Genomic DNA, 23,994 nt, shown 5'->3' on the forward strand with positions numbered 1-23,994 from the left:
TAGATTATTCTTCAAATTTATAACCAACTCGAATAACAGTACCGATATGCTTCGCTTTATCTCCTAGCTTATTTCGAAGTTTTTTAATATGGGTATCAACCGTTCGGTCATCACCGTAATAGTCATATCCCCATAACTGGTCTAATAAATGTTGACGTGATAACACAATTCCTTTGTTCTCCATTAAATACACAAGAAGTTCAAATTCTTTATGTGTCAATATAATTTCTTCTCCATCTACTAAAACAGTTCTAGATAGACGATTCACTTCTATTCCAGCTAAAGACATAGCATTTTCTTCCGCTACTCCTACCGCACCATCCGCACGTTTCAATAACGTCTTTGCACGAGCTACTAATACTTTCGGGCTAAATGGTTTCGTTACATACTCGTCTGCACCTAATTCGAAACCTAGCAATGTATCATCCTCATCCGAACGTGCTGTCAACATAATAATTGGTACTGCTGATTCTTTTCTAATTCTTCTACAAACAGACCATCCATCTATTTCCGGTAACATAATATCTAACATAATTAAATCAATTTCATGCTCTGCAAATAACTCTAACGCTTTTTTTCCATCTTCTGCTTCGATTACTTCAAAGCCTTCATTACGAAAATAATCACTAACAATTTCACGTAATCTTCTTTCATCTTCAACAAGCAATACTGTTTTGTTCATATAATCTATCCCGCCTTTTTACTCTTTCAATCGAATAATACGTTGATTGGAGCTTCCGCGAAATGGAAGTGTTAAATCTTTTTCCTCAATTTCAAACCTTCCATCGACTAAAACATCCCCATAATGTAACAACTCTATCATATCATTATTTTGAGAACTCTGTATCTCTTCTAACGTATAACCTGTATACATCCATAGGTTTTTTTTCAAATCTTTCACGATTTTTGCTACCTTTTTCACTTCAGCAGCTTGAAAAAATGGATCTCCACCTGAAAATGTTACATCAGTTAATGGATTACTTGCAATCTCTTTCACAATTTCTTCTACTGTCATTTCCATTCCGTTGCAAATATTCCACGATTTCGGATTGTGGCAACCAACGCAACGATGCGGACAGCCCGCAAAAAACACGACTGTCCGCAATCCTTCTCCATCTACTACACTATCATGAATAATATTCATCACTTTCATTTATGTTTCACCCGATCTATCTCTTCACTACGTTTCGCACTATTCCACTTTGACATATCTCCTACAAGATAGCCTGTTATACGGCGAATTCTTTCTATATTAGCCTCATCTTCATTCCCGCAACTTGGACATTCATTCCCAATAACCCCGTGATAACTACAGCACTTACAACGGTCAACAGGATGATTAATTGAACCGTATCCAACGCCATGTTCTGCCATAGCTTGTACAATTTGTTTTAATGCCTTTTTGTTATGCATTGCTGCTCCGTCTAGTTCAATATACGTAATGTGTCCCCCGTTACATAGAGCATGGAACGGACCTTCTAAACGGATTTTATTTATCGCTTGAATGTTATAATAAACTGGAATATGGAATGAATTCGTATAGTAATTATGGTTCGTTATACCGCTAATCACGCCAAATTCTTCTCTATCTTTTTTCACAAACTTCCCTGATAATCCTTCTGCTGGAGTTGCAATTACTGAGAAATTCAGTTGATGTTCTTCTGTCGCTTTATCCATTCTATCTCTCATAAAGGAAATAATTTCGTACCCAAGTTTCCATGATTCTTCATCTTCCCCATGATGCTTTCCTGTTAAGGCTACTAAACATTCCGCAAGACCGATAAAACCAACACTTAACGTCCCTTGTTTTAAAATCGAGGCTACGGAGTCTTCAGGATGCAATGTTTCTCCACCACGCCATACACCTTGTGAATATAAAAACTGAAAATCTCTTGCTCGCTTCGTACATTGATACGCAAATCTTTCTAATAGCTGCTTAATTCCTAAATCTAAATAGTAGTTTAGCGCTTCAAAAAATGCTTCTTTTGAACCACTAATTAACGCTAATTTCACTAAATTGATAGACGTAAATGATAAATTCCCTCTACCAATCGCTGTTTCTTCTCCATGTATATTAGACATAACACGGGTACGACATCCCATGTAACATACTTCACTTTCTGGTCTTCCATCATAATGCACTGCATTAAACGGAGCATCTAAAAATGAAAAGTTAGGGAATAATCGCTCTGCAGTTGTCTCTAATGCTAATTCAAATAAATCGTAATTCGGATCACTTTCTTCAAAATTCACACCTTTTTTCATCTTGAAAATTTGAATCGGAAAAATTGGTGTCTCTCCTTTACCAAGTCCAGCTTGTGTTGCTTTTAATAGTTGTTTAATTAACATTCTTCCTTCTTTTGATGTATCTGTTCCGTAATTAATAGAAATAAACGGTACTTGTCCTCCGCCCCTACTATGCATACTATTCGAATTATGAACGAAAGCCTCACACGCTTGATACGTATCATTTTCCGTTTCTTTCCATGCAAATTCTTCTATTTGTTCTTTCGTAAGCGGATATGATTGTAATCGTTTTTTATGTCTCTCAATTGTTTTTCGTACATAAGGTGCTAAATCAATATCAAAGAGTGCAAACGATTGACCGCCATGCTGCATATTTTGATTCGCTTGAAAAATAATAGACGAAAGAGCCAATGCACTTTTAATGTCTTGTGGTTGTCTCATATGTCCATGTCCAGTATGAAAACCGTTAGCAAGCATTTGCGCTAACGGAATTTGCGAACAAGTCGTCGTTCCTGTCGCATAAAAATCTAAATCATGTGGATATAATATATTTTCATTTATCGCTTTTTTCACTTGATCTGACAATAAATTCTCAACAGCATAATATTTTGCACTCTCAGATGCGAACGTTCCCATTACACCCATTGGAGAGCGGCCGTCTACATTTGCATTTTCTTGCATTAAATCTTGTTCATTGCCGTGGACTATCGTCTCGAACACTTTCATTAATTCTTCTCCACGTGTATTATTTTGTAACATTTATAACCCTCCACCAATATGTTGTTGTCTTTTGATTAAAATGTTACTACATATAGTCTTGCTGTTTCTGTGAGAAATGTAACATTACTGTGAAATTTTTTTCACGAAATAATGAATTTTTCATTTACAAAAAAGAAATGTGCTCTTTACAAATGTATGGTACAATATACGGGAAAAACTCTTTTTACCCTTTATCAACACATTTGAATAAAGGAGACTGAACTTATGGTTACTACATATCTTTTATTTATCGTTGCCTACTTGCTTGGCTCGATTCCATTTGCACTAGTTGTTGGAAAAATTGGCTACGGAATCGATATTCGTGAGCACGGGAGCGGTAATCTAGGCGGAACAAACACATTCCGTACATTAGGGAAAAAAGCAGGTTTTACCGTTACAATTGCTGACATTTTAAAAGGGACATTAGCAACAAGTCTACCAATGATTTTCGGATTAGATATTCACCCACTATGGTTCGGGTTAGCGGCTGTTCTTGGACATGTCTACCCGATCTTCGCGAAATTCCGTGGTGGTAAAGCAGTTGCAACTTCTGCTGGGGTGCTATTATGCTATTCACCAGTTGTTTTTGCAATATTGGCTGTTGTATTTTTCACCCTTTTATTTACAACAAGATACGTATCACTTTCTTCTATGGTAACAGCAGTTGTTGCTGTTATTGCATCCATTGTTAGCGGGGATAAAATCTTCATTATTGCGATGTGTTTATTAGCAGGTATGGTTATTTATAAACACCGTGCAAATATCGGACGAATTATAAATAAAACTGAACCAAAAGCAAACTTTTCAAAAAAGCAAAAATAAGATCGTAACCCACATAACGCAAAAAGAAAACGTGAAGCATATTAATAGCGTCTTTTTGCGTTATTTTTTATACTAAAGAAAAGCAACATAATTTGGAGGAACTATACATGAATCTTTCCGTAACAAAAGAAGCAGCACAATGGTATAAAAATGAATTAAACTTACAATCAAATGAAACACTACGCTTTTTCGTACAATACGGTGGTTGCAGTACTGTGCAAAAAGGACTTTCTTTAGGTATTCGTAAAGATGATCCTGCACATCCTGCTGTTCAAATTCAAGAAGAAGGTATTAACTTCTTTATTGAAGGCGATGATGAATGGTTCTTCGATGGACATAATTTATCTGTTACACTTAACGAAGGTGACGACTTCCCACAATTTAATTATGAAAAATAAAAAAACGTGGCTTCTGCCACGCTTTTTTATTTTTTCTTAATTTCCTCATATTTCGCATACCACTCAGGATATAACTTTTTAAATGATACAGGGCGGAACCCTTCTTTTTTCGCACAAATATTCGTCGTACTTGCAGTAATACAAAGTTCACCATCACCATTATATATTTCATATCCATATACAACGCGAAGTGGGCTCACAGTATCTACCCATGTTTTTACGATTGCTTTTTCTCCGTAACGCATCGCTTTACGGTATGAAATTTGTAAATCTAACACAGGAGAAATAATTCCTTCTTTCTCCATTTCAACATATGAAAAACCTAAATCTTGTATAAGTTTCGTGCGACCTAACTCAAGCCACACTAAGTAGTTTGAATGGTAAACAACACCCATTTGATCTGTTTCCGCATAACGGATTTCAACTTCATGTTCTGCTACAAACATATGTATTCGCCTTCTTTCACTTCTGCTACCTTGCATACATTTAATCATAATACAGTGACATCAAAAATAAAATAAAAATAGTGAATCTTTTCCCGAAAGGAGCCAGCATATGATTCAAATTGTAACTGTTCGTAGTGGTGATAGCGTATATAGCTTGGCATCAAAATATGGATCAACACCTGACGAAATAGTAAAAGACAATGGATTAAATCCAGCTGAAACACTCGTTGTTGGTCAGGCACTTATCGTTAATACGAAAGGGAATAATTATTATGTACAGCCTGGTGACAGCCTATATCGAATTTCTCAAACATATAATGTCCCCCTCGCTAGTTTAGCTAAAGTGAATAATTTATCTTTAAAATCTATTCTCCATGTCGGACAACAATTATACGTACCAAAAGGTACAAAACGAGCTGTAGAATCCATCGCTTATTTACAACCTTCAACTATACCGATTAAAGAGAGTTTAGTTAATGCTACACGTGCCATCAATCCATTCTTAACATACTTAGCTTATTTTAGTTTTGAGGCAAAAAGAGATGGCACATTAAAAGAACCTACTGAAACAGCTAAAATCGCTAATATTGCAACGCAAGGTAAAACAATCCCTATGCTCGTTATTACAAATATTGAAAATGGTAATTTCAGTGCCGATCTAACATCAGTTATTTTACGCGACGCAACGATTCAAAACAAATTTATTACTAACATTTTGCAAACAGCTGAAAAATATGGCATGCGAGACATTCATTTCGATTTCGAGAGTGTAGCACCTGAAGACCGCGAGGCGTATAATCGCTTTTTACGAAATGTAAAAACACGCTTACCTAGCGGGTACACATTGAGCACAACTCTCGTACCGAAAACAAGTTCAAATCAAAAGGGAAAATTTTTCGAAGCTCACGATTATAAAGCGCAAGGGCAAATTGTTGATTTCGTCGTCATTATGACATATGACTGGGGATGGCAAGGCGGTCCACCGATGGCGATTTCTCCTATCGGTCCAGTGAAAGAAGTACTTCAATATGCAAAATCTCAAATGCCTCCACAAAAAATTATGATGGGGCAAAATTTATACGGGTTTGATTGGAAGCTTCCATTTAAACAAGGAAATCCACCCGCAAAAGCAATTAGCTCTGTCGCAGCTGTTGCACTAGCTCGTAAATATAATGTTCCTATTCGTTATGATTTCACAGCCCAAGCTCCTCATTTTAATTATTTTGATGAAAACGGCGTGCAACACGAAGTTTGGTTTGAAGATTCACGGTCTGTTCAAAGTAAATTCAATTTAATGAAAGAACAAGGTATAGGTGGTATTAGTTACTGGAAAATCGGTTTACCATTCCCGCAAAATTGGCGTTTACTCGTTGAAAATTTCACGATTACGAAAAAGAGCTGACAAAAGTCAGCCCTTTTTTCATATTACTGCTAAAAACTCATCTTTCATTTCCTCACAAAAAAGAAGAATGATAACATTCTCCTTTTTAACCGTTATCAACAATCGGTTGTTTACCTGTTTGATCTTGCATTTGCTTTCCTTTATTTCCACCAGCTTTTTTCGATTGTGTTCCAATATGATTTGGTGCAAAGTCTTTTGAATTTTTTTTCGGATTACCCATTACTATCGCCTCCTTAACACTAGTATCGTACTAGTGTTAAGAATTATTCAGCTTGCTTAAAAAGTTTCATTTCATAACGTTTTTCAATGCGCTCTTCAATGCGCTCAATTGCATCACGATCGCTTAATAATTGTTGTTTATTTTCATTTACAAGTTCTTCAAACGATTTACGGCGACTTCTTCTCATGTTGTTCACCCTCTCTCCTTCGCTTTCTTATTACATAGTATGAGCAAACGAAAAACTCTTTAATCAGATTTGTAAGAAAATTTTATGTTTTAGTACTCCTAAAAAAACTCCGTGTACAATATATTGCACACGGAGTTTTTTATACCATAATATTTAAATACTCTTTCAACTTTTCATCTGCATTCATTTCATTTTCTTTATAATCATGAAGCGCCTGTAATAAAAAATCATACTGTTCTAAAATATAACTTTCTAATTTCATAACATCCTCTAAGCTATTAAGCATAATTCTCGTATTACCAACTTCACTTTTTAACGCTGGTTCACATTTTAAGCTTGTACATATTTCTTTCACATCATCTTCTAATATCTCTGTTAATATATATTTCTTTCGCCCTTTTACCTTTACTCTCATAACTGGATAAAAAGCTTTTATATCTAAATAACTTCCTACATTCATACAACGTAGCCATTCTACATTACGTTTATTACGTGCAAGCATTTCTTTCACCGCTTCGTATACCGCAGTTTCATCAAGCACAGCCTTATTTACTTTTCGGTTCCCTTCTTCTTCAATAGCTGCACACTTTTGATAAACAGCAGCACACGTAATGCAATCATCAAATGCATTATGAGAACTTAAACGAATGCCAAGCATTCGCTTTAACGTTTCAAGTTTATGATTAGGCGCATGCTTCATGTATTTCTTCGCTAAAAATACAGTATCTATTACTTTATTTTTAGGTTCAGGTAGCCCTAGCATATTTACATTACTTTTCAAAAAGCGCATATCAAAAGAAGCATTATGGGCCACAATAACATTTGTATGTAAAAATGTTAAAAATAAAGGTAATACTTCTTCAATCGTCGGTGCATCTGAAACACGATAATTGGTAATACCGGTTAAACTCGTTATTCGGTCCGGAATTAGCCGCTCTGGATTCACGTATGAAACAAATTGATCTACCAGTTCATGATTACGATATTTCACCGCTGCAACTTGAATAATTTTATCATTATAGGGGTTAAATCCTGTTGTTTCAAAATCAATTACAACATAATCTAACGGTAAGGATACATTCCCCACTCCATACACTCCTTTATCTCTAAACGTTTATATTTCTTACATCATATCATGAAGTTATTACTACTTGAAAAAGAAAAGGCAGAAATGGGAACTCTCCACCTCTACCTTTTCACCATTATTTTAATTTCGCAATCCTTTTTTCCATCTCTTTTTGCGTCATCGGCCCAATAAACTTATCTTGAATGACACCTTTTGTATCTATAAAATACGAAGTTGGAATCGTAATTACTTTATAAGCTGTTGTCACATCAATGTTCTTGTCCAATAAAATAGGAAAAGTAATTCCTTTTTCTTTAACAAAATTGCTTACCTTTTCTTCCCCCCCACCTTTTTCTGAAGGCGTATAGTTGATTGCTAAAATTTCTACGTTTTCTTTATGTTCTTTATAGAAAGCCTCCATATCCGGCATTTCTTGTTGGCAAGGTCCACACCACGTTGCCCAAAAGTTTAAAATCACTTTCTTTCCTTTTAAATCTGATAGCTTTACATTCGTTCCATCTAACTTCGTTAATTCGAAGTCTGGCGCACTCTTCCCTATTTCAATACCATTACTTGCAATCATCTCTTTCATAGCAGCTTCACTTTGTTCTTGCTCCCCTTGTACCACCTGCTCTTTTTTACCAAACTGTTCATAAGCTGCATATCCTGCTAAACAAAGTAACACTACAATAATCGTAAGCTTCCGCCACATTTTATATCACCCTAACGTATTATCTTCTTTTAACACATTCATCAAAATACTATATACCTTATTTTAGCTTATACGGACAAGCTTGGAAATATTCAGAGTCGAAATAATTAGAATATTCTTATTCGAAGTGTAATTTTTTCTTTTTTATCATATAATTAGAAAAACAGATGAAGTGTTGTTTATCTTCTTATGGGCCCATTCACCTTTTTACTTTCGTACTTATATAAACTTCAACAAAAGGGGGATTTTTTATGAATTCATTCGAAAAAATAACATTATATATTCTTAGTTTTCTTTTATACCCAATCGGTATTATTACATGGATCATTTCACTCTTTAGTAACGATCTTGAAAAAAAGAACGTAGGGCGTATTTGTCTTTACATCTCTCTAGTCTCATTCGTCCTTTTCTTAATCCTTGGAATTGCAACTTTCCTTATGACTGCTACTTTTAACGTAGATCTAAATCATTCAGAATCTATCCAATATCAAATAAATGATGTTGAATAAAGATAAGGTCACTGCTCTTATCTTTATTCACATCTCTTTCAAAATGAATGACTATTTATTAATTTTTCAGGACTTCCACATGCAACAATACTTCCTTCTCTCATTATGACAACACGATCCGCTAGTATCACTTTCTCTACATCATGTGTTGCCACAATTCTCGTTACATCTCTTCCTAGTCCTTCAATCATATTCCAAACAGTTTCTTGATTACTCGGATCTAACCCCGCATTCGGTTCATCTAAAATAATAAGATTCGGATTTGAACCAATTGCTCGTAATAATGCAAGACGTTTTCTTTCGCCTCCTGAAAACTCTTCACCGCTTTTATGTAGCACAGTTTGACTCCCTTCAGGTAACCCTCTAATAATCGGCGTTGCATTTATAAGTTCACTATTTTTTTCTAACTGATTTTCTAAACCCTCTTCCCCGAAATACATATTCTCTGTTACCGTCGTTCGGAAAAAACGTGGTTCTTGCCACACTGTAGTCATTCGAGCCTTTTGACCATAATAAACAACACTACCGTTAGATGGTTTATACAAACCTGTCATTAATTTTAAAAGCGTTGTTTTTCCTGCACCACTTTCTCCGACAATGATAACGAATTCACCAGGATTAATTTGCAAATCAATATTATTAATTCTACATTTCTCTTCTTCACTCTCCTGAAATGAAACATTTGTTATTATCATCCCCATCGCTCTTTCTACATTACTATTTGCCACTCGTTTATCTAAAAAGGAAAAAACTCTATTTGCCGAAGCGACTGCAACTTGTGTCGTCATTAATAAATCGCCCACGTAACGGACTGGGAAAAAGAGCATTTCAATTGTAGCTAACACTTTAACAAGTGAACCAACTTCCATTTCCCCTTTCATTATTTTTTGTGCACCTACAATGAGAACAACGATATATGCTCCTGTTTCAATCACTGTTTCAACTACTCCAATGCAATGTTGCATCATCGTCTTCTTTACTTCCGATTTATAAGATTGTGCCGTTACTCCTTTAAAGAAGCGAATGGCCCATTTTTCTTTTTGTAAACTACGTAAATCTTGTATACCCTTTACAAACTGTGACACCATCTCTACAACACTCGATTGATTTTTTTGAGCAATGCTTGCAATATCCCTTACCTTTCCTCCCATCAGTATTGGAACAATTGCACTTAAAAATAAAAACGGAGTTACCCACAATATAAACTGCAAATCTATATGTTGTAGTGCTATGAAAGCTCCAATAAATTGGGCAATAGCGTGTATATACTCTATTAATATAGAGCCATATAATCTGACCCAGTTCGGAATATCAGATACGACCAAAGTTTCTAACTCCCCTTGCTTAATCTTCTCACTCTCTTCAAACGGTAATGAGAAATAGTGACGCAATAATTCTATACGTTTCGTTTGTAATATACGTTGACTGGCTTTTGAGCTTATATAATCAAATAAAAGATTGTTCGTCCACATTAAAAAGCGAATACCCGCAAACAAAGCTATATATAAATACGCACCTTTTAGCTCCCTTTGAATAAGATTGTCTACAATTAATCCCATGAAATTTGGGCGTGATAAATTTAAAATGGCAGCAATTATCCCACTACATACAGCTGCCATTACTAATATTTTCTCTTTTCGTAACGGCCACAATATTCTTTTATATTCTTTCATAATATCCCCTCCATTTTTATAGTAAAAAGAAAGGGATGAAACCAAATGGTTTCATCCCTTTCTTTTATCTTAAAAACCTTCTCTCTGTCTAGCGTTATCTCTATTTCTCCTCCCCCAAATATGTAATAACATATATTTTCCAGATAGTTAAATCCTTCTCATCATGTCCATCTAAATTTTTCCCGAAAATCTTTTTTTGTAATTTTTTATACTTCTTCGTTGTAAATCCTTTATACATCGCCTCACTAAAATACCCTTCAAATATTTTTCCAGATAAATATTTTGTATTAAATAACTTCTCGGACAATTTAAAGTGGGAATTAGCAAAAAATACACTTTTTTTTCGAATTATACCTTGATCAATTAAAAAATCAATTCTTGCTAAATCACTTTTTATTTCATTATAAAATAGGGATATTAGTTCACGTTGCCGCTTATTTTTATTTCCTTTTATACGCTGATGAGTTAAATGAAAATCATAGTATTGTGCATCCTTATATTCATCAAAATCAATCCCTACTTTTTCAAAATAGGAGTTTGCGTAAAAGCGATTCATCGGTTTGATAATAATTCTTTTCAAACCCAACAGCCTTTTTAATACTCTATCTAATACTTGATTTATTGCGCATAGACTAATATAAATAGCAATTAACAAAAATATATAATAAATAGGAGTTATAAATAAATACAAAATAAAAAAAACAGGTATCCCTACAATTAAAAGAAGTAAATTCTTTCGTTGAAATAGTTTAGCCCCCAAATATTCTGTGTAAACAAATGATAAAATACAGTTTACACATAGAAAGATTTTTATTAATATTTTTCTAATAGGATTCATCTCTTCTCTCTCCCCAGGTTAAAAACGTTTGCACACATATACACTCTATAACAATACATTATTCTACTACCTCTTTTAAATACATATCATATTTGTCATTTATTAAAATACTATTATAGTACTCAATAATTAGATATTAATTAAGATTTTTAAATCATTCCAATCATTTATTTTATTTTTGAATCCCATTAAATTCCCCTACTCCCATAGATTATTACAAACTTACCCTAGTAAAAATCTTACATCACTATTGTAACTGTTCTCTTTCTCGCTTAAAATAAGAACATACGTTCTTATCGAATTCCAATAAAATAGACCCGTCACGATAAACTTCAGCAATTCTGATAAAAATTATTATTTTGACAGAGGTGATTCACATGCAAGTACATACCCCCTTAGTATTCTTCCCTCCGGATAGCGAAGAATATATAGAATTCAAATTTATTTTAGAACAGGAGGGCGAAGTCTTTTTTAACTACTACAAACAAAAAATTAATTCATCATTTAATGACGGATATAATGAATTTAAAATAATACTTTTATCTGAAATAAATAAATTCCATAAAATCAGAATAAATATAAAGGGACAATTACTAGGTATTGGATTAGAACAAAACCCTTTCGACTGTTATTTAATCAACTTGCCTCTAATTGACTATAACAAATACCGATGTGCTCTTGATTATCAAATCTACATCTCTTCCCAAAAATAGAAGAGCAAACTTTTTCAAACAGTTCGCTCTTCTAAATGCCTTATTTTAATTTTGTCTTTGATGGCATCAAATGTATTAAAAATAAATTTCTCTACCTCTTTTTTATTCACATGAGCATAATTCGCCCCTAGAATCACCTGGGTATTTATTTCAAATTCAATACCACCATTAAGACTTTTTAGTAGCGAAGGGAAACCAAAGTTAATTTTACAATTTCCACTTATATTTCTAAACTTATACTCAAATACAGCTTCAACCTCTTGAATAATAATTGCATTTCGCCAATCTTCATTTTTAAAAAAATTCATACTATGCAGCGACTGTCCTTTTAAAATAAGATTTTTCACATGTTCTTTCATCCATTCAATTTCATCTGGTAATGAATCTTTGGTGGAGTCTGGTCCGATCTCTACATTTGTTACTTCTTTAAAAACAAGTGAGCCGCTATCATCATCACAAAGTAAACTGATAAGAAATTCATTTCTTTTTTCATTAGAAAATCTGCTCGCTGTAATCTTTTCAATTAATTCCTCTGATCCAATAAAACCTTTCTCTTTAAAACTTTTAACTAAATGCGTTTTAACTTTTTCGTTTACTTCCTTCGTCTCATTCGAAGTATGTTCCATAATGATTTTTACATTACCATTTTCCTGTCTTTGAAACACAATATTCCCTTCATGAATAGACTTATGCTTAACCCAGTTTTTCGTTAAATCTCTTCTCTCTATTTGATATCGCATAGCCAGTTCATTTGGATTCCTCTGTTCCACTCTAAAATCAGGATCTCCTTGCACTTCAAAATTAGCATCTTCTTCATGTACAATCGTATGAATATCAAATCCCAATTCCTCTACAGCATCTAATAATGTTTCTTCATTATTCCAAACAATCGATTGTGTTTTCCTTTTAATATTATCTTCTTTTGTTCGTTGCTTCTCTCTCAGCTCCTCAAATTCTCTAGGTGAAAGAATTGTGGTAAGTAGTAGTGGAACCGTATGATCTAACTGTTTATTAGAAACAAAAATCCCTCTTCTAGCCAATGTTCTTTTCAAGTCATTCTTAGAAAGCGCAGAAGAAACAATTAAAGGACGAAGCATTTCCCCATACGGAAGTATAGCTTCCACATCCACATGACTTTGTTCTTTATCTGACATATTTTCAATCCTCCTCCAGTTTTCTAAAATCTCCCATTGAATTTTTTTTCACTTCTACTTTGCTCATAAATCGGATATCTGAAAAATCTAATTTAACCCTTTTCACTTCCTGTTCATGAGTCAAAGCGTGATAATCTGGAAATGTAATAATAACTCGTTGTCCCCAAGAAGCTGTTATATCTTGTGCCAACCACAATACTCTTTTAAACGTTTCTGTATTAAATTCATCAACCACTGATAGTACTAGATGTTCGATACCATTAGATTCAATAATCTTTACCGGTAAAATGCTTGAATTAATATATTGAACGGGTAATATTTTTCCACTGTAACGCTTACTAAGGCTCGCGCTATTATATCCAGAGTTAGGATAAAAATATTCAAATTCTGCATTTTTAAATTCAGATTGAATAAAATCTAAAGTCCCTAAAATAAAATTAATTCTACGATTGTCTACTAGATATACAGTCTCAAAGTTTACACCTTCCATATTTCTAAAATCGGTGATTTCTCCGATTACATCCTGATCATTCTCTTCTTCATATGCTAACCACATAATTACCCCTGTATAAGCCCCTTTTTTAACACCATGTTTTTGCTTTAATGTACTAACTTCACTAGTTTTTGCACATTCCATTGCCCAAGCAATATCTTGTAAGAACTCTTTAAATTTCGAGTTGGCAGTTGCAGGATAATCTTTTCTATATTTCATAGAAACAGATACAATCTCCAGCTTTTGGTCAAAGAATGGACAACGATATGCTGTTAAAAAATCTATTCCATGAGTTCTTCTTTTACTACTCTCTTTGAGCGCATGTTTCTCTGATTTTACACAAGGGATATCAAAACCATCTAAATGATTTGACCAACCAATTAAATTAAGAAATTTTTCTGCTACTCTTTCCCCTGCTTCCCCAGACTTCTTAGCCTTTTCTCCCATATTGTTTATTACATCCCTTTCTCACGATTGTAAAATATTTTATAAAAATACATACCCTTCTCACTATCAAATCCCTTCTCAATAAATTGAAATTGTTGTTCTTGTAAACGATTAATCTTTATTTCCACATTAGTATCCAGTTTCACATGATTATTCATCTTTTTCTTTACTTTTTTTAACGCTTCCGATGAAATATTAAAATTATCTTGTATTTCAATTTCTTTTTCTTTCTCATAAGCCGCTTTAACTTCTATGAATTTTTCAATATATTCTGGTTTTCGTATAACATCATTAGTAAATGTACTCAAATCAAATTCTTCACTATTTGTAAAATACTCCAGAGTATCACTTAAAAACACCATATTTCCAGTCGAATCCCCAATTTCTTCACCTTTTATAATCTCCTTACTGAATCGAGTACATATGTTAATGTAATTTGTTGTATGGTAGTTTTCATCTTTATATTCCGCCAAAGAAAGAAATTGGTTTTTCCAAAATATTGCCTCTGAATGACTTGCTTTATCAACAATCGCTACTTTGTAACCGACTTCATTCTCAATATTAAAAATAATGCAACCTTTATCTAATTCTTTAATATTTATTCCTTTTTCGAAATCCATTCCTAAACTCTCGCCATTTTGCAGTACTTTTAAATAAATATCTTTGTTTTCTGATTTAAATATTCCTATAGCATCTATCAATTCGCCATCCACACAACAATCTTCGAACATTACCACATACAATTCACCACTTTTTATATTTGGATGTGTGGAAGATTCATATAAATGCTTCAATATATTAACTGAATTCGCATGAAAACTTGCCTGGTCTTTGAATATATTTTTGGTATAATTATATATCTCATTTAAATCTAAACTTGTTGAGTGAACAAATTTAAAATATTGCTCATTCTTAAAAGAGGTTAAGAAATATCTGAGTAATACCTCTTGCAACTCTATCGATGGATTAGTTATCCCCTCTTTTGATACTACAATACCATCATTTTTTAATTTATTTCCTACGCGATGTACCACTAAATCGCTTATTTTCATCCTTGTGAAATCGACCATAACTTCCCACCCTTTAAAGGTATGAATATAACTTTATAAACTGATTAATTGTAGATATTTAAAGACCTTATAAGTCCAATAAGCATAAAAAGAATAAAAAACCAACAATAATTGGTTTTTTATTCTAAATAAAGCTTAATAATTAAATTGGTACTAATTTTTTGTTCAGCTATAAATATTCATTTCAATTATTTAGTTTGACACTTTAGACTCTTCGATTTTCTCACGAAGAACCATTTGCAAAATACCACCGTGACGGTAGTAGTCAATTTCAACTTCACTATCGAAACGAGCTACTACTTCAAATTGTTTTTCGTTGCCATCTAAATCAGTTGCAACTACTTTTACAAGATCGCGCGGTCTAACTGTTTTGTCAATTTGAATTTCAAATGACTCGTTACCAACAAGACCTAACGTTTCAGCACTTTCGCCATCTTTAAATTGAAGTGGTAATACACCCATTAATACTAAGTTACTGCGGTGAATACGTTCGAAGCTTTCTGCGATTACTGCTTTAATACCTAATAAGTTAGTACCTTTCGCAGCCCAGTCACGAGAACTTCCCATACCGTAATCTTTACCAGCAACAACTAGAAGACCTGTTCCATCTTCTTTATATTTCATAGCAGCATCATAGATTGATGTTACTTCACCAGTTGGCCAATATGTTGTATATCCACCTTCTGTTCCTGGTGCGATTTGGTTTTTAATACGGATGTTTGCAAATGTACCACGCATCATAACTTCATGGTTACCACGACGAGAACCGTAAGAGTTAAAGTCAACTGGTTGTACGCCGTTTTCTAATAAGTAGCGTCCAGCTGGTGTGTGCTTACCAATTGAACCTGCTGGTGAAATGTGGTCTGTCGTTACAGAATCACCAAATTTACCAACTATGCGTAAACCTGATAATGTTTCAACTTCACCTGGCTCTTTAGATAAACCTTCAAAGAATGGCGGGTTTTGAATGTATGTTGAATCATTATCCCAAGTATATAAAGCTTCGTTTGAAGTTTGGATTTCATTCCAACGCTCATTGCTGTTAAATACTTGTGCATATTCTTTCTTGAACAGTTCAGATGTAACAACACTTTGAACTACATCTTCAATTTCTTTAGCTGATGGCCAAATATCGTTGAAGTAAACAGCATTGCCATTTGCATCTTTACCAATCTCATCATTTTTCAGGTCAATATCAACAGTACCTGCAAGTGCATATGCCACAACAAGTGGTGGTGATGCTAAGTAGTTTGCTTTTACAAGAGGATGAATACGACCTTCAAAGTTACGGTTACCAGATAAAACAGATGTTACTAGTAAGTCGTTTGCTGCGATTGCTTCTTCTAATTCTGGCGCTAATGGACCAGAGTTACCGATACAAGTCGTACAGCCGTAACCAACTGTTTGGAAACCTAATTGATCTAAATATGTTGTTAAACCAGACTTATCTAAGTACTCTGTAACAACTTTAGATCCTGGTGCTAATGATGTTTTTACGTACTCAGGTACTACAAGTCCTTTTTCAATTGCTTTCTTCGCAACTAGACCTGCCCCAATTAATACATATGGGTTTGATGTATTTGTACAGCTTGTAATTGCAGCGATTGCAATTGCACCTGTTTTCATCGTTACTTCTTTATCTTCTAATGTAACCTTCACTTCTTTATCGAACTCTTGCTCATTAAATCCAAGTCCTTGTGTTCCAACTGGTGCTACAACAGCTTTGTGGAACGCATCTTTCATATCTGAAAGTGGAATTAAATCTTGTGGGCGTTTCGGTCCAGAAAGGTTAGATTCAATTGTATTTAAATCAATTTCAACAAGATCAGTGTAGATTGGATCTTTACTGTCTGCTGTATAGAATAAACCGTTCGCTTTACAGTATTCTTCAACAATACGAATTTGCTCTTCATCTCTACCTGTTAAACGTAAGTATTCTAATGAAATATCATCGATTGGGAAGAATCCACAAGTTGCGCCGTATTCTGGTGCCATATTTGAAATTGTTGCACGGTCAGCTAAAGGCATGCTCTTTAGTCCATTACCGAAGAACTCAACAAATTTACCAACTACACCTTTTTGACGTAATACTTGTGTTACTTTTAATGCAACGTCTGTTGCTGTAGTACCACTTGGAAGTGTACCAGTTAATTTCACACCGATTACTTCAGGTACTGGGAAGTATGAAGGCTGTCCAAGCATTCCTGCTTCTGCTTCAATACCACCAACGCCCCATCCAAGAACGCCGATACCGTTAATCATTGTTGTATGTGAGTCTGTTCCAACTAATGAATCTGGGTATGCAACTAAGTCACCTTCAGCATTTTTCACAGCATGAACAACTGGTGCTAAATATTCAAGGTTTACTTGGTGTACAATGCCTGTAGCTGGTGGAACTGCACGGTAGTTATCAAATGATTTTTGTGCCCAGCTTAAAAATTTATAACGTTCTTCATTACGTTTAAACTCTAAGTCCATGTTGAATGCAAGCGCGTCTGCCGTACCCGCTCTATCAACCTGTACAGAGTGGTCAATTACAAGGTCTACAGTAATTTCAGGATTAATTTTGTCAGGATCCCCACCCATGTCTGCCATTGCTTTACGAAGCGAAGCCAAATCAACAACAGCTGGAACACCAGTGAAATCTTGTAAAATTACACGAGATGGTTTAAATGGAACATCGATATCTTGCACATCTTTCGTTCCCCATTTCGCTAAATTTGTAACATGCTCTTCTGTGATTACACGTCCGTCTACTTGACGAAGTACTGATTCAAGTAAAACTTTCACGGAATATGGTAATTGAGATACGTTGCCAACCCCTGCATTTTCAAGCGCTTTCAAATCATAATAATGATACGTTTTTCCATCTACTTCAAAAGTTGCACGTGATTGAAATGGATTATGTTTGACCATTATGTTTCCCCCCTGTTAAACGTGACTAAGTTGTCTGAATATAAAATGTAGACAAACTTTTCAATACCTTACGATAATATCTTATTACAACTTTCTAAATAAGTAAATAATAAGAAACTTATAGATTATCATAAGTTTTCTTTATGTTTCTAAATTTGAATAGCTTTCATGCTCCTTATGAATACTATTATCATAAAGTAAAGTGCTCTATCAGCGGTTTACTTACAGTTCATACATACTATGAACTGCTCATCATTCAACATACAAAAAATGTTATAGAGGTGAAATAAAATGGGTAAAAGAAAAGCAAATCATACTATTTCAGGAATGAATGCTGCATCTGCACAAGGACAAGGAACTGGTTACAATGAAGAATTTGCAAACGAGCCTTTAACTCCAGCAGAGCGACAAAATAATAAGAAACGTAAAAAGAACCAGTAAAGAAAAATCCCAAAAGGTCTATTTTCCTTTTGGGATTTCTTCTAATGTTTATAACGTAGTAATTCCGAAACCGTTACAAATCGATAGCCCTGTTTTTTCAGCTCAGGTAAAATTTTTGCTAGCGCTGCTACCGTTTGACTACGATCATTCCCTCCATCATGTAACAATACAATATCGCCACTTTTAGCATTTTTCACTACATGATTTACAATGGATTCAACCCCTGGATTTGCCCAATCACGCGGGTCTTGATGCCACGACCATAGAACGGTTTGATAGCCAGCCTCTTTCGCTGTTTTAAATACAGCATCGTTAATATATCCGCCAGGAGGACGGAATAGCAAAGGTTCTTTCACCCATTTTTCAAAAAATTTCTTTCCATCTAAAATATCATTTTCTAATTTTTCATCTGACGAATTACTTGCGTACAAATGATTCATCGTATGATTTCCAATTTCATGTCCCTCTTTTAACACTTGCTTCACTAAATATGGATTACGCTGAACTCGAAATCCAATCATAAAAAATGTCGCTTCCGCCTTATATTGACGTAATAAATCTAAAACTTGTGGTGTATACGTTGGATCTGGCCCATCATCAAATGTAATTGCAATAATTTTTTCATTATTAGGTACTTCCCATGTTACATAACCAGTTGGTTCTAACTCTTTTCTGAGCAACATTTTCGCTTCCACTTTTTCCACTTGAAATATATGTACTGCACATAGCAAAGAAAAAACTAATAGAAAAATTTTCTGTTTTAGCATAATGTTTACTAAAGCAGCAAGGTTGTCGAATAAACAACAACCTCATTTACTTTTCTAATTGATCTACATTTCGCATTATATTTTGGAGATTATTTTCATATTGCTCAAGTTGTGGACGTTGTGTTTCTGAAGCTACCTCTAGTGCATTTTGAATTTGTTCATATGCTTCCTGAACCTCTTGGCGTAACTCTTTTAAATCATGACCGTAGTTAGGGTCATTTTTCACAATATTATTAAATGCATTTTCTGCTTGTGTAACTCCTTGCTGTGCCGCTTGAAAGGCTTGTTGCTTATCTTTATGATATGGCATTATATAATCCCCTTTCTATAATTGTTAGTCCCCTTTATCTTTACCTTTTTTTCTAAAAACATTCTCGTATAAAATCGCCAACTTCTCTCATTCTAAAAAGAAAGAGGAGGTGTCATATACAATGGGTAAAAACAACCGTGAATCAAAAGAAAAACAAGGACAACCTGAACCATTAAGCGGATCTCATAAAGTAAAAAACCGTAACCATTCACGCCAAAAAAAACATTCACATCATGATATGTAATAAAAACATTCACATACCGTGCACATTCAACATAAAATGTTTGTATTTCATCATTTATTCTTCACCTCTGTTTCATTCATGCATAACATGATATGAATTGATATTTTACGGAGGGTGTCTTACATGGGCAAGAAAAAGAAGAATTGTCTTTTTCATGTTGATGGTTTCGAAGAATGGATGGATCAATTTTGTTCCGATTCTTATAGTAACTTTAGCTTTCCAAATCAAATTCACATCGATCTTTGCGAAACCGAAGAAGAATATATTTTGGAAACAGATGTACAAAATGTCACGGAACAAAATGTACTCATTAAAAAGTTAGAGACAGGCCTAGCTATATGCATACTTCATAAAAACATTTCCTTACAACGAACAATCCCTTTACCTACTACTATCATTTATAAAAAGATGCTAGCCTGCTTAGAAAACGGATTTTTAGCCATTCATATTTCCAAAAATGAAGTTGCTGATAAGCATGAAAAAAAAGTTCTTTTTTCAAATTAAGAGTTAATATAATTCAAACTAAGCCCCAGTTGGTTACTGGGGCTTATGTTATTTCGCATGCATTTCTATATTAGAATTTCTATCATATCTTTTTTTCGATAAACCTTTTGTAACTAAAAGCACAGGAAATGCCACAGTTGAAAATATAGCTAGTGCTGAAAATACCGCAAACCCATTTTGGTACCCGTAGTAATCGAGAAGTACCCCTCCGAACCACGGACCTATTACTGCTCCAATTCCCGAAAAGCCCATCGCACCGAAGTATGTTCCTTTTAGATGCGCAACAGCAATATCATCAATAAATACATCCGTCATCGAAAACATTAAGACTTCTCCAATTGTAAAAATAATTGTACAAACGGCAGCACCTAGCATAGATTCTACTATTCCAAAGCCAAATAATCCCCCGCTCACAAATAAAGTCCCAACCATAATTGATGTTAACGGTGTATACTTTTTGCACATTTGAATAACAGGGTATTGGATAATCACTACAACAATTGCATTTAAAGCGAGCATATATGAGAATAGCTTCACCCCATCCTCAAATATATGTGCATTTGCAAAATATTGAGATACTGTCGTCGTTAAATGTGAAAAACCGCAATTACTCAAAATAATACCGACTAAAGCAACTAAAAATACTATATCTTTTCGCAATATACGTATTGCATTTAGCATTGTAACTGGTTTTTCTGTACTCACTTTCTTTTTTTCCATTGGATACTTCTTAAATTGGAACGCTAATATAGCTGTATATAGAATATATACCCCAGCTGCTACTAAAAAAGGAATTGTTGATTTTGCACTTCCAATCTGTAATCCAACAATTGGTCCAATTGCAACTCCAACATTTATTGCACCGTATCGTAAGTTATAGACGAGTAACCGATACTCAGGCTTTGTTAAATCTGATAATAATGCTCTTGATGTTGGCTCAAAAAACGACCTACATAATCCATTTAAAGCGTTTAATAAAAAGAAACTTAAAACATGATCCGCAAGTGAAAAACCTATAAACACAAAAATCCAAACGATCATGGACCAGAGCATAATCGTTTTCCGGCCAAATCGATCTGATAAATTCCCTCCGATAAAACTAGCAAAAACACCAACAAGTGCACTCGTTCCGATAATAGCACCAGTCATTCCAGCTGATACACCTTTAACAGTCGTTAAATAAATCGCTAAAAAAGGGATACTCATTGAAGTTGCAAACCTAGCAAACAATGTCCCTAAAATAATACTCATTCCAAGCGGATGAATATGCTGTAACTTCCCCTTCATCGTTAAACCTACTCTCTCTATTTTCACAAAAAAAAGAAAGCAAAGGATCTGCTTTCTTTTCCTTTTTCTATACTTGAGCTGTTGATACCCGAGTTGTTCTCGTTATGTCCATATCAATTCCATATGTGAACTGTAATTCTTTACACACATCTTTAATTAAGATTGCGACATTATACTTTTCATTAAATTGTAAAACTATGTTTTCTACTTCTTCATATGTATACTTATATTCCCCTGTAATGACACTTTTTAGATCAAAGCATTCGTTAATACAAAGTTGTACAAGTAGCTGGTCATATTTCTCTATTACATCTTCTTTCTTCCAAAGTAACTCTTTTACATATAATCGATCAAACTTCACACTTTCTCGATTACAATCCGTTAAAATCCGGGTCATTTCGTTTAATTCTCGATATAATTCGGAAATATTTCTACTTAAACTAAGCAGTTTATCTACGCCGTTTTCATATAACATATTTATTCCACCCCCGCATTTTCTTTCCCTTATTATAGCAAGAAAATTCTAAAAATAGTTTCTTTCTTCTGAAATATTAGGAAACTAATTTCAATTGCATTACAATGAAACTAGTTAATGCGAGAGGAGAAAGAAAATTGGAGCACAAATTATATTACACTGACGCTTATAAGCAAGACTTTACTACTAAAATTATAAAGCAAGATTATGATAAAGACGGTAACTTATACGTTGTTTTGAATGAAACAGCATTTTATCCGACAGGTGGCGGACAACCATATGATACTGGTACATTAAATGATATCAATGTAATCAATGTAGAAGAGATAAACGGAGAAATTCGTCACTACATTGCAGAACAATTACATACAGAAGACGTAGAAGGTAAAATCAATTGGGAGCGCCGTTTTGATCATATGCAACAACATGCAGCTCAGCACATTTTATCTGCTGCTTTTTGGGACCATTTTAACATGCCTACAATTGGATTCCATCTTGGTAAAGAAACAGTAACAATTGATTTAGAAACAGAAAATCTTCATGCAGAAACGGTTGAAAAAGCAATACAAATTGCAAACAAAATTGTTTTTGAAAACCGTCCAATCAGCATCCAGTGGATGACCTTAGAAGAAGCGAAAACGTTGCCCCTTCGTAAAGAACCGACTATGACAGAAAATATACGGGTTGTTATTATCGAAAACTTTGACTACAACGGCTGTGGTGGAACGCATCCGAAACGAACTGGTGAAGTTGGTCCTATTCAAGTACTAGGATGGGAGCGCAATAAAGGTGGTATACGCTTAACGTTTATCGCTGGTTGGCGTACACTTAAATTAATGGGACAACAGCAACAAATTATGAAAGATGTTTCTAAACAATTAAACAGTAGCGAAACTGATATTCCAGCAAAAGTGGCGCAACTGCTTACTTCTCAAAAAGAAAACGAAAAAGCAATACAAACAATGAATGAAAAATTATTATTTGCAGAGGCAAATGAACTACTTCTACAGCCTATAAAAATTCATGCTGACATACTTATTTCTAAAGTATTTACAAATCGTTCTATGCAAGAAATCGCAAAGCTTTCCGCTATTATTACAGAACAACAAGAGCATGCAATTACGTATTTCATCATCGAAAATGATGACAAACTACAATGTATTCTCGCTTGCGGAAAATCAGTATCACTCGATATGAATGCTCTTTTAAAAGACGCTCTTCCTACAATCGAAGGAAAAGGTGGCGGAAATAAGAAGAGTGCTCGCGGTGGCGGGAAAGCAATTATAAGCGGAGATGAATTTTTAAATCAGCTTGTTTCTTCTTTACAGTCGGCGGTGTAAAGCATTTTTAGTAAGGATAGCTAACAGCTATCCTTACTCTATACTTACAAACCAATATTTTGTTTCAATCCTTGGTAACTCCCTGCATTTGAAAAACCTTCACTTATAAGAGTTATAAAAGTTTCCGAAAAACCATAATGACTTAAATCTTTAATCGGCACCATTTGCACATCATGAATTGGATTATGATCAAATTCATTAGAGGGTAACATAATTTCCCCTATAAGCTTTTCAAGTAGAAATGTAATATGTAATAAAGATGGACTGGCATCCGGTTTATCACAAACATAGAGTAGCTTCTTAATTTTAACTTCTAATCCCGTTTCTTCTCTCATTTCTCTAATCATCGCCTCTTCTAACATTTCACCATTCTCCACTCTTCCTCCAGGTAAAGACCAATTCCTATTAGCAACTTTTTGCTTTACTAGCAATAATTTTTCACCTTCAATTAAAATTCCCGTAACACGAACTTGCATTACATTTTCCATATGTAATCTCCTCTTCCCATTATATTTACAAATTAACCCTTCCATAAAAAGAACATACGTTTTATA

27 protein-coding genes are annotated in these 23,994 nt (G+C 34.2%); 8 read left to right on the plus strand and 19 right to left on the minus strand.

Translation table 11 applies throughout. The annotated features are described in order from the left end of the window. Positions 1-4: 4 nt before the first annotated feature. From AC3EMB_RS17565 to AC3EMB_RS17575, 3 genes are read right to left on the minus strand one after another with little or no spacing between them, the layout of a single operon-like run. Entirely contained in the window at positions 5-682 is a 678-nt protein-coding gene (locus AC3EMB_RS17565) for a response regulator transcription factor (protein WP_001044679.1), read from the minus strand. 18 nt (positions 683-700) lie between these two features. After that, positions 701-1,153 carry an anaerobic ribonucleoside-triphosphate reductase activating protein gene (gene nrdG / locus AC3EMB_RS17570; protein ID WP_098127240.1) on the minus strand — a complete coding sequence of 151 codons (453 nt, stop codon included), beginning with the start codon at positions 1,151-1,153 and terminating at the stop codon, positions 701-703. Continuing rightward, entirely contained in the window at positions 1,150-3,006 is a 1,857-nt protein-coding gene (locus tag AC3EMB_RS17575) for an anaerobic ribonucleoside triphosphate reductase (RefSeq protein WP_053563830.1), read from the minus strand. Before AC3EMB_RS17575 ends, nrdG begins: the two co-directional genes overlap by 4 nt. A 225-nt stretch (positions 3,007-3,231) precedes the next feature. Here AC3EMB_RS17575 and plsY point away from each other — a divergent pair, with 225 nt between their 5' ends. Together plsY and AC3EMB_RS17585 are read left to right on the plus strand one after the other, a co-directional pair. Beyond that, on the plus strand, positions 3,232-3,828 hold the full coding sequence (gene plsY / locus AC3EMB_RS17580) for a glycerol-3-phosphate 1-O-acyltransferase PlsY (protein ID WP_000258974.1): 597 nt from the start codon (positions 3,232-3,234) through the stop codon (positions 3,826-3,828). Positions 3,829-3,935: 107 nt separating this feature from the next. Continuing rightward, positions 3,936-4,226, plus strand: a complete 291-nt coding sequence (locus AC3EMB_RS17585) for a HesB/YadR/YfhF family protein (protein ID WP_001054453.1) — start codon at positions 3,936-3,938, stop codon at positions 4,224-4,226. 26 nt (positions 4,227-4,252) lie between these two features. Here AC3EMB_RS17585 and AC3EMB_RS17590 read toward each other — a convergent pair whose 3' ends face one another. Continuing rightward, a complete protein-coding gene (locus tag AC3EMB_RS17590) occupies positions 4,253-4,672 on the minus strand; it encodes an acyl-CoA thioesterase (protein ID WP_000495812.1) in 420 nt (139 codons plus the stop codon). Positions 4,673-4,781: 109 nt separating this feature from the next. Here AC3EMB_RS17590 and AC3EMB_RS17595 point away from each other — a divergent pair, with 109 nt between their 5' ends. Continuing rightward, positions 4,782-6,074: a glycoside hydrolase family 18 protein gene (locus tag AC3EMB_RS17595; protein WP_000614856.1), complete on the plus strand. Its 1,293-nt coding sequence runs from the start codon at positions 4,782-4,784 to the stop codon at positions 6,072-6,074. Between the two features lie 85 nt (positions 6,075-6,159). Here the strand turns inward: AC3EMB_RS17595 and sspN are convergent, their stop codons facing one another. The 4 genes from sspN to AC3EMB_RS17615 form a co-directional block, all read right to left on the minus strand. Next, positions 6,160-6,294 (minus strand): acid-soluble spore protein SspN, encoded by a 135-nt coding sequence (gene sspN / locus AC3EMB_RS17600; protein ID WP_000527987.1) that lies wholly within the window; start codon positions 6,292-6,294, stop codon positions 6,160-6,162. Between the two features lie 43 nt (positions 6,295-6,337). Next, positions 6,338-6,481, minus strand: coding sequence for an FbpB family small basic protein (locus AC3EMB_RS17605; RefSeq protein ID WP_042969030.1), 144 nt, complete (start codon positions 6,479-6,481; stop codon positions 6,338-6,340). Positions 6,482-6,620: 139 nt separating this feature from the next. Next, on the minus strand, positions 6,621-7,568 hold the full coding sequence (locus AC3EMB_RS17610) for a 3'-5' exonuclease (protein WP_488517195.1): 948 nt from the start codon (positions 7,566-7,568) through the stop codon (positions 6,621-6,623). 115 nt (positions 7,569-7,683) lie between these two features. After that, positions 7,684-8,259, minus strand: coding sequence for a TlpA family protein disulfide reductase (locus AC3EMB_RS17615; RefSeq protein ID WP_488517196.1), 576 nt, complete (start codon positions 8,257-8,259; stop codon positions 7,684-7,686). Between the two features lie 251 nt (positions 8,260-8,510). Between AC3EMB_RS17615 and AC3EMB_RS17620 the strand changes: the two genes are divergently transcribed. After that, on the plus strand, positions 8,511-8,768 hold the full coding sequence (locus AC3EMB_RS17620; protein WP_069356075.1) for a hypothetical protein: 258 nt from the start codon (positions 8,511-8,513) through the stop codon (positions 8,766-8,768). Positions 8,769-8,806: 38 nt separating this feature from the next. Here AC3EMB_RS17620 and AC3EMB_RS17625 read toward each other — a convergent pair whose 3' ends face one another. The 6 genes from AC3EMB_RS17625 to acnA form a co-directional block, all read right to left on the minus strand. Then, positions 8,807-10,441, minus strand: coding sequence for an ABC transporter ATP-binding protein (locus AC3EMB_RS17625; protein ID WP_488517197.1), 1,635 nt, complete (start codon positions 10,439-10,441; stop codon positions 8,807-8,809). Between the two features lie 100 nt (positions 10,442-10,541). Beyond that, the gene (locus AC3EMB_RS17630) at positions 10,542-11,279 is read right to left on the minus strand and encodes a hypothetical protein (RefSeq protein ID WP_086413649.1); all 738 of its coding nucleotides are present in this window, start codon (positions 11,277-11,279) and stop codon (positions 10,542-10,544) included. Positions 11,280-12,006: 727 nt separating this feature from the next. Continuing rightward, positions 12,007-13,146, minus strand: coding sequence for a GapS4b family protein (gapS4b, locus tag AC3EMB_RS17635; RefSeq protein ID WP_488517198.1), 1,140 nt, complete (start codon positions 13,144-13,146; stop codon positions 12,007-12,009). Positions 13,147-13,150: 4 nt separating this feature from the next. Then, positions 13,151-14,086 (minus strand): GapS4a family protein, encoded by a 936-nt coding sequence (gapS4a, locus tag AC3EMB_RS17640; RefSeq protein WP_488517199.1) that lies wholly within the window; start codon positions 14,084-14,086, stop codon positions 13,151-13,153. A gap of 8 nt (positions 14,087-14,094) precedes the next feature. Further along, entirely contained in the window at positions 14,095-15,156 is a 1,062-nt protein-coding gene (locus AC3EMB_RS17645; RefSeq protein ID WP_488517200.1) for a nucleoid-associated protein, read from the minus strand. Positions 15,157-15,348: 192 nt separating this feature from the next. Then, positions 15,349-18,072 carry an aconitate hydratase AcnA gene (gene acnA / locus AC3EMB_RS17650; RefSeq protein WP_063246457.1) on the minus strand — a complete coding sequence of 908 codons (2,724 nt, stop codon included), beginning with the start codon at positions 18,070-18,072 and terminating at the stop codon, positions 15,349-15,351. Positions 18,073-18,363: 291 nt separating this feature from the next. Here acnA and sspO point away from each other — a divergent pair, with 291 nt between their 5' ends. Beyond that, entirely contained in the window at positions 18,364-18,513 is a 150-nt protein-coding gene (gene sspO, locus AC3EMB_RS17655) for a small acid-soluble spore protein SspO (RefSeq protein ID WP_000518057.1), read from the plus strand. 41 nt (positions 18,514-18,554) lie between these two features. Here sspO and pdaB read toward each other — a convergent pair whose 3' ends face one another. After that, positions 18,555-19,280, minus strand: a complete 726-nt coding sequence (gene pdaB / locus AC3EMB_RS17660; protein WP_061665781.1) for a polysaccharide deacetylase family sporulation protein PdaB — start codon at positions 19,278-19,280, stop codon at positions 18,555-18,557. Positions 19,281-19,326: 46 nt separating this feature from the next. Next, positions 19,327-19,590 carry a hypothetical protein gene (locus AC3EMB_RS17665; RefSeq protein WP_001146295.1) on the minus strand — a complete coding sequence of 88 codons (264 nt, stop codon included), beginning with the start codon at positions 19,588-19,590 and terminating at the stop codon, positions 19,327-19,329. Between the two features lie 121 nt (positions 19,591-19,711). On the opposite strand from AC3EMB_RS17665, the gene AC3EMB_RS17670 reads away from it, so the two are divergent. After that, the gene (locus tag AC3EMB_RS17670) at positions 19,712-19,834 is read left to right on the plus strand and encodes a small acid-soluble spore protein P (protein WP_000517654.1); all 123 of its coding nucleotides are present in this window, start codon (positions 19,712-19,714) and stop codon (positions 19,832-19,834) included. A 123-nt stretch (positions 19,835-19,957) separates the two neighbouring features. Continuing rightward, positions 19,958-20,338 carry an Hsp20/alpha crystallin family protein gene (locus tag AC3EMB_RS17675; RefSeq protein WP_000516758.1) on the plus strand — a complete coding sequence of 127 codons (381 nt, stop codon included), beginning with the start codon at positions 19,958-19,960 and terminating at the stop codon, positions 20,336-20,338. Positions 20,339-20,386: 48 nt separating this feature from the next. Here the strand turns inward: AC3EMB_RS17675 and AC3EMB_RS17680 are convergent, their stop codons facing one another. Both AC3EMB_RS17680 and AC3EMB_RS17685 read right to left on the minus strand, forming a co-directional pair. Then, on the minus strand, positions 20,387-21,625 hold the full coding sequence (locus AC3EMB_RS17680) for an MDR family MFS transporter (protein WP_488517201.1): 1,239 nt from the start codon (positions 21,623-21,625) through the stop codon (positions 20,387-20,389). A gap of 67 nt (positions 21,626-21,692) precedes the next feature. Beyond that, on the minus strand, positions 21,693-22,100 hold the full coding sequence (locus AC3EMB_RS17685; protein WP_000965149.1) for a hypothetical protein: 408 nt from the start codon (positions 22,098-22,100) through the stop codon (positions 21,693-21,695). Positions 22,101-22,237: 137 nt separating this feature from the next. On the opposite strand from AC3EMB_RS17685, the gene AC3EMB_RS17690 reads away from it, so the two are divergent. Beyond that, the gene (locus tag AC3EMB_RS17690; protein WP_488517202.1) at positions 22,238-23,440 is read left to right on the plus strand and encodes an alanyl-tRNA editing protein; all 1,203 of its coding nucleotides are present in this window, start codon (positions 22,238-22,240) and stop codon (positions 23,438-23,440) included. Positions 23,441-23,484: 44 nt separating this feature from the next. On the opposite strand, the gene AC3EMB_RS17695 is transcribed toward AC3EMB_RS17690, so the two are convergent. Next, entirely contained in the window at positions 23,485-23,928 is a 444-nt protein-coding gene (locus tag AC3EMB_RS17695) for an NUDIX hydrolase (RefSeq protein WP_488517203.1), read from the minus strand. Positions 23,929-23,994 lie beyond the last annotated feature (66 nt).

It is taken from the genome of Bacillus sp. LQ16, assembly GCF_057784645.1.

Excerpts from the sequence above, each read along its gene's own strand:
- AC3EMB_RS17565 (WP_001044679.1), bottom strand. The coding sequence starts at position 682 with ATGAACAAAACAGTATTGCTTGTTGAAGATGAAAGAAGATTACGTGAA.
- nrdG (WP_098127240.1), bottom strand. The coding sequence starts at position 1,153 with ATGAAAGTGATGAATATTATTCATGATAGTGTAGTAGATGGAGAAGGA.
- AC3EMB_RS17575 (WP_053563830.1), bottom strand. The coding sequence starts at position 3,006 with ATGTTACAAAATAATACACGTGGAGAAGAATTAATGAAAGTGTTCGAG.
- plsY (WP_000258974.1), top strand. The coding sequence starts at position 3,232 with ATGGTTACTACATATCTTTTATTTATCGTTGCCTACTTGCTTGGCTCG.
- AC3EMB_RS17585 (WP_001054453.1), top strand. The coding sequence starts at position 3,936 with ATGAATCTTTCCGTAACAAAAGAAGCAGCACAATGGTATAAAAATGAA.
- AC3EMB_RS17590 (WP_000495812.1), bottom strand. The coding sequence starts at position 4,672 with ATGTTTGTAGCAGAACATGAAGTTGAAATCCGTTATGCGGAAACAGAT.
- AC3EMB_RS17595 (WP_000614856.1), top strand. The coding sequence starts at position 4,782 with ATGATTCAAATTGTAACTGTTCGTAGTGGTGATAGCGTATATAGCTTG.
- sspN (WP_000527987.1), bottom strand. The coding sequence starts at position 6,294 with ATGGGTAATCCGAAAAAAAATTCAAAAGACTTTGCACCAAATCATATT.
- AC3EMB_RS17605 (WP_042969030.1), bottom strand. The coding sequence starts at position 6,481 with ATGAGAAGAAGTCGCCGTAAATCGTTTGAAGAACTTGTAAATGAAAAT.
- AC3EMB_RS17615 (WP_488517196.1), bottom strand. The coding sequence starts at position 8,259 with ATGTGGCGGAAGCTTACGATTATTGTAGTGTTACTTTGTTTAGCAGGA.
- AC3EMB_RS17620 (WP_069356075.1), top strand. The coding sequence starts at position 8,511 with ATGAATTCATTCGAAAAAATAACATTATATATTCTTAGTTTTCTTTTA.
- AC3EMB_RS17625 (WP_488517197.1), bottom strand. The coding sequence starts at position 10,441 with ATGAAAGAATATAAAAGAATATTGTGGCCGTTACGAAAAGAGAAAATA.
- AC3EMB_RS17630 (WP_086413649.1), bottom strand. The coding sequence starts at position 11,279 with ATGAATCCTATTAGAAAAATATTAATAAAAATCTTTCTATGTGTAAAC.
- gapS4b (WP_488517198.1), bottom strand. The coding sequence starts at position 13,146 with ATGTCAGATAAAGAACAAAGTCATGTGGATGTGGAAGCTATACTTCCG.
- gapS4a (WP_488517199.1), bottom strand. The coding sequence starts at position 14,086 with ATGGGAGAAAAGGCTAAGAAGTCTGGGGAAGCAGGGGAAAGAGTAGCA.
- AC3EMB_RS17645 (WP_488517200.1), bottom strand. The coding sequence starts at position 15,156 with ATGGTCGATTTCACAAGGATGAAAATAAGCGATTTAGTGGTACATCGC.
- acnA (WP_063246457.1), bottom strand. The coding sequence starts at position 18,072 with ATGGTCAAACATAATCCATTTCAATCACGTGCAACTTTTGAAGTAGAT.
- sspO (WP_000518057.1), top strand. The coding sequence starts at position 18,364 with ATGGGTAAAAGAAAAGCAAATCATACTATTTCAGGAATGAATGCTGCA.
- pdaB (WP_061665781.1), bottom strand. The coding sequence starts at position 19,280 with ATGCTAAAACAGAAAATTTTTCTATTAGTTTTTTCTTTGCTATGTGCA.
- AC3EMB_RS17665 (WP_001146295.1), bottom strand. The coding sequence starts at position 19,590 with ATGCCATATCATAAAGATAAGCAACAAGCCTTTCAAGCGGCACAGCAA.
- AC3EMB_RS17670 (WP_000517654.1), top strand. The coding sequence starts at position 19,712 with ATGGGTAAAAACAACCGTGAATCAAAAGAAAAACAAGGACAACCTGAA.
- AC3EMB_RS17675 (WP_000516758.1), top strand. The coding sequence starts at position 19,958 with ATGGGCAAGAAAAAGAAGAATTGTCTTTTTCATGTTGATGGTTTCGAA.
- AC3EMB_RS17680 (WP_488517201.1), bottom strand. The coding sequence starts at position 21,625 with ATGAAGGGGAAGTTACAGCATATTCATCCGCTTGGAATGAGTATTATT.
- AC3EMB_RS17685 (WP_000965149.1), bottom strand. The coding sequence starts at position 22,100 with ATGTTATATGAAAACGGCGTAGATAAACTGCTTAGTTTAAGTAGAAAT.
- AC3EMB_RS17695 (WP_488517203.1), bottom strand. The coding sequence starts at position 23,928 with ATGGAAAATGTAATGCAAGTTCGTGTTACGGGAATTTTAATTGAAGGT.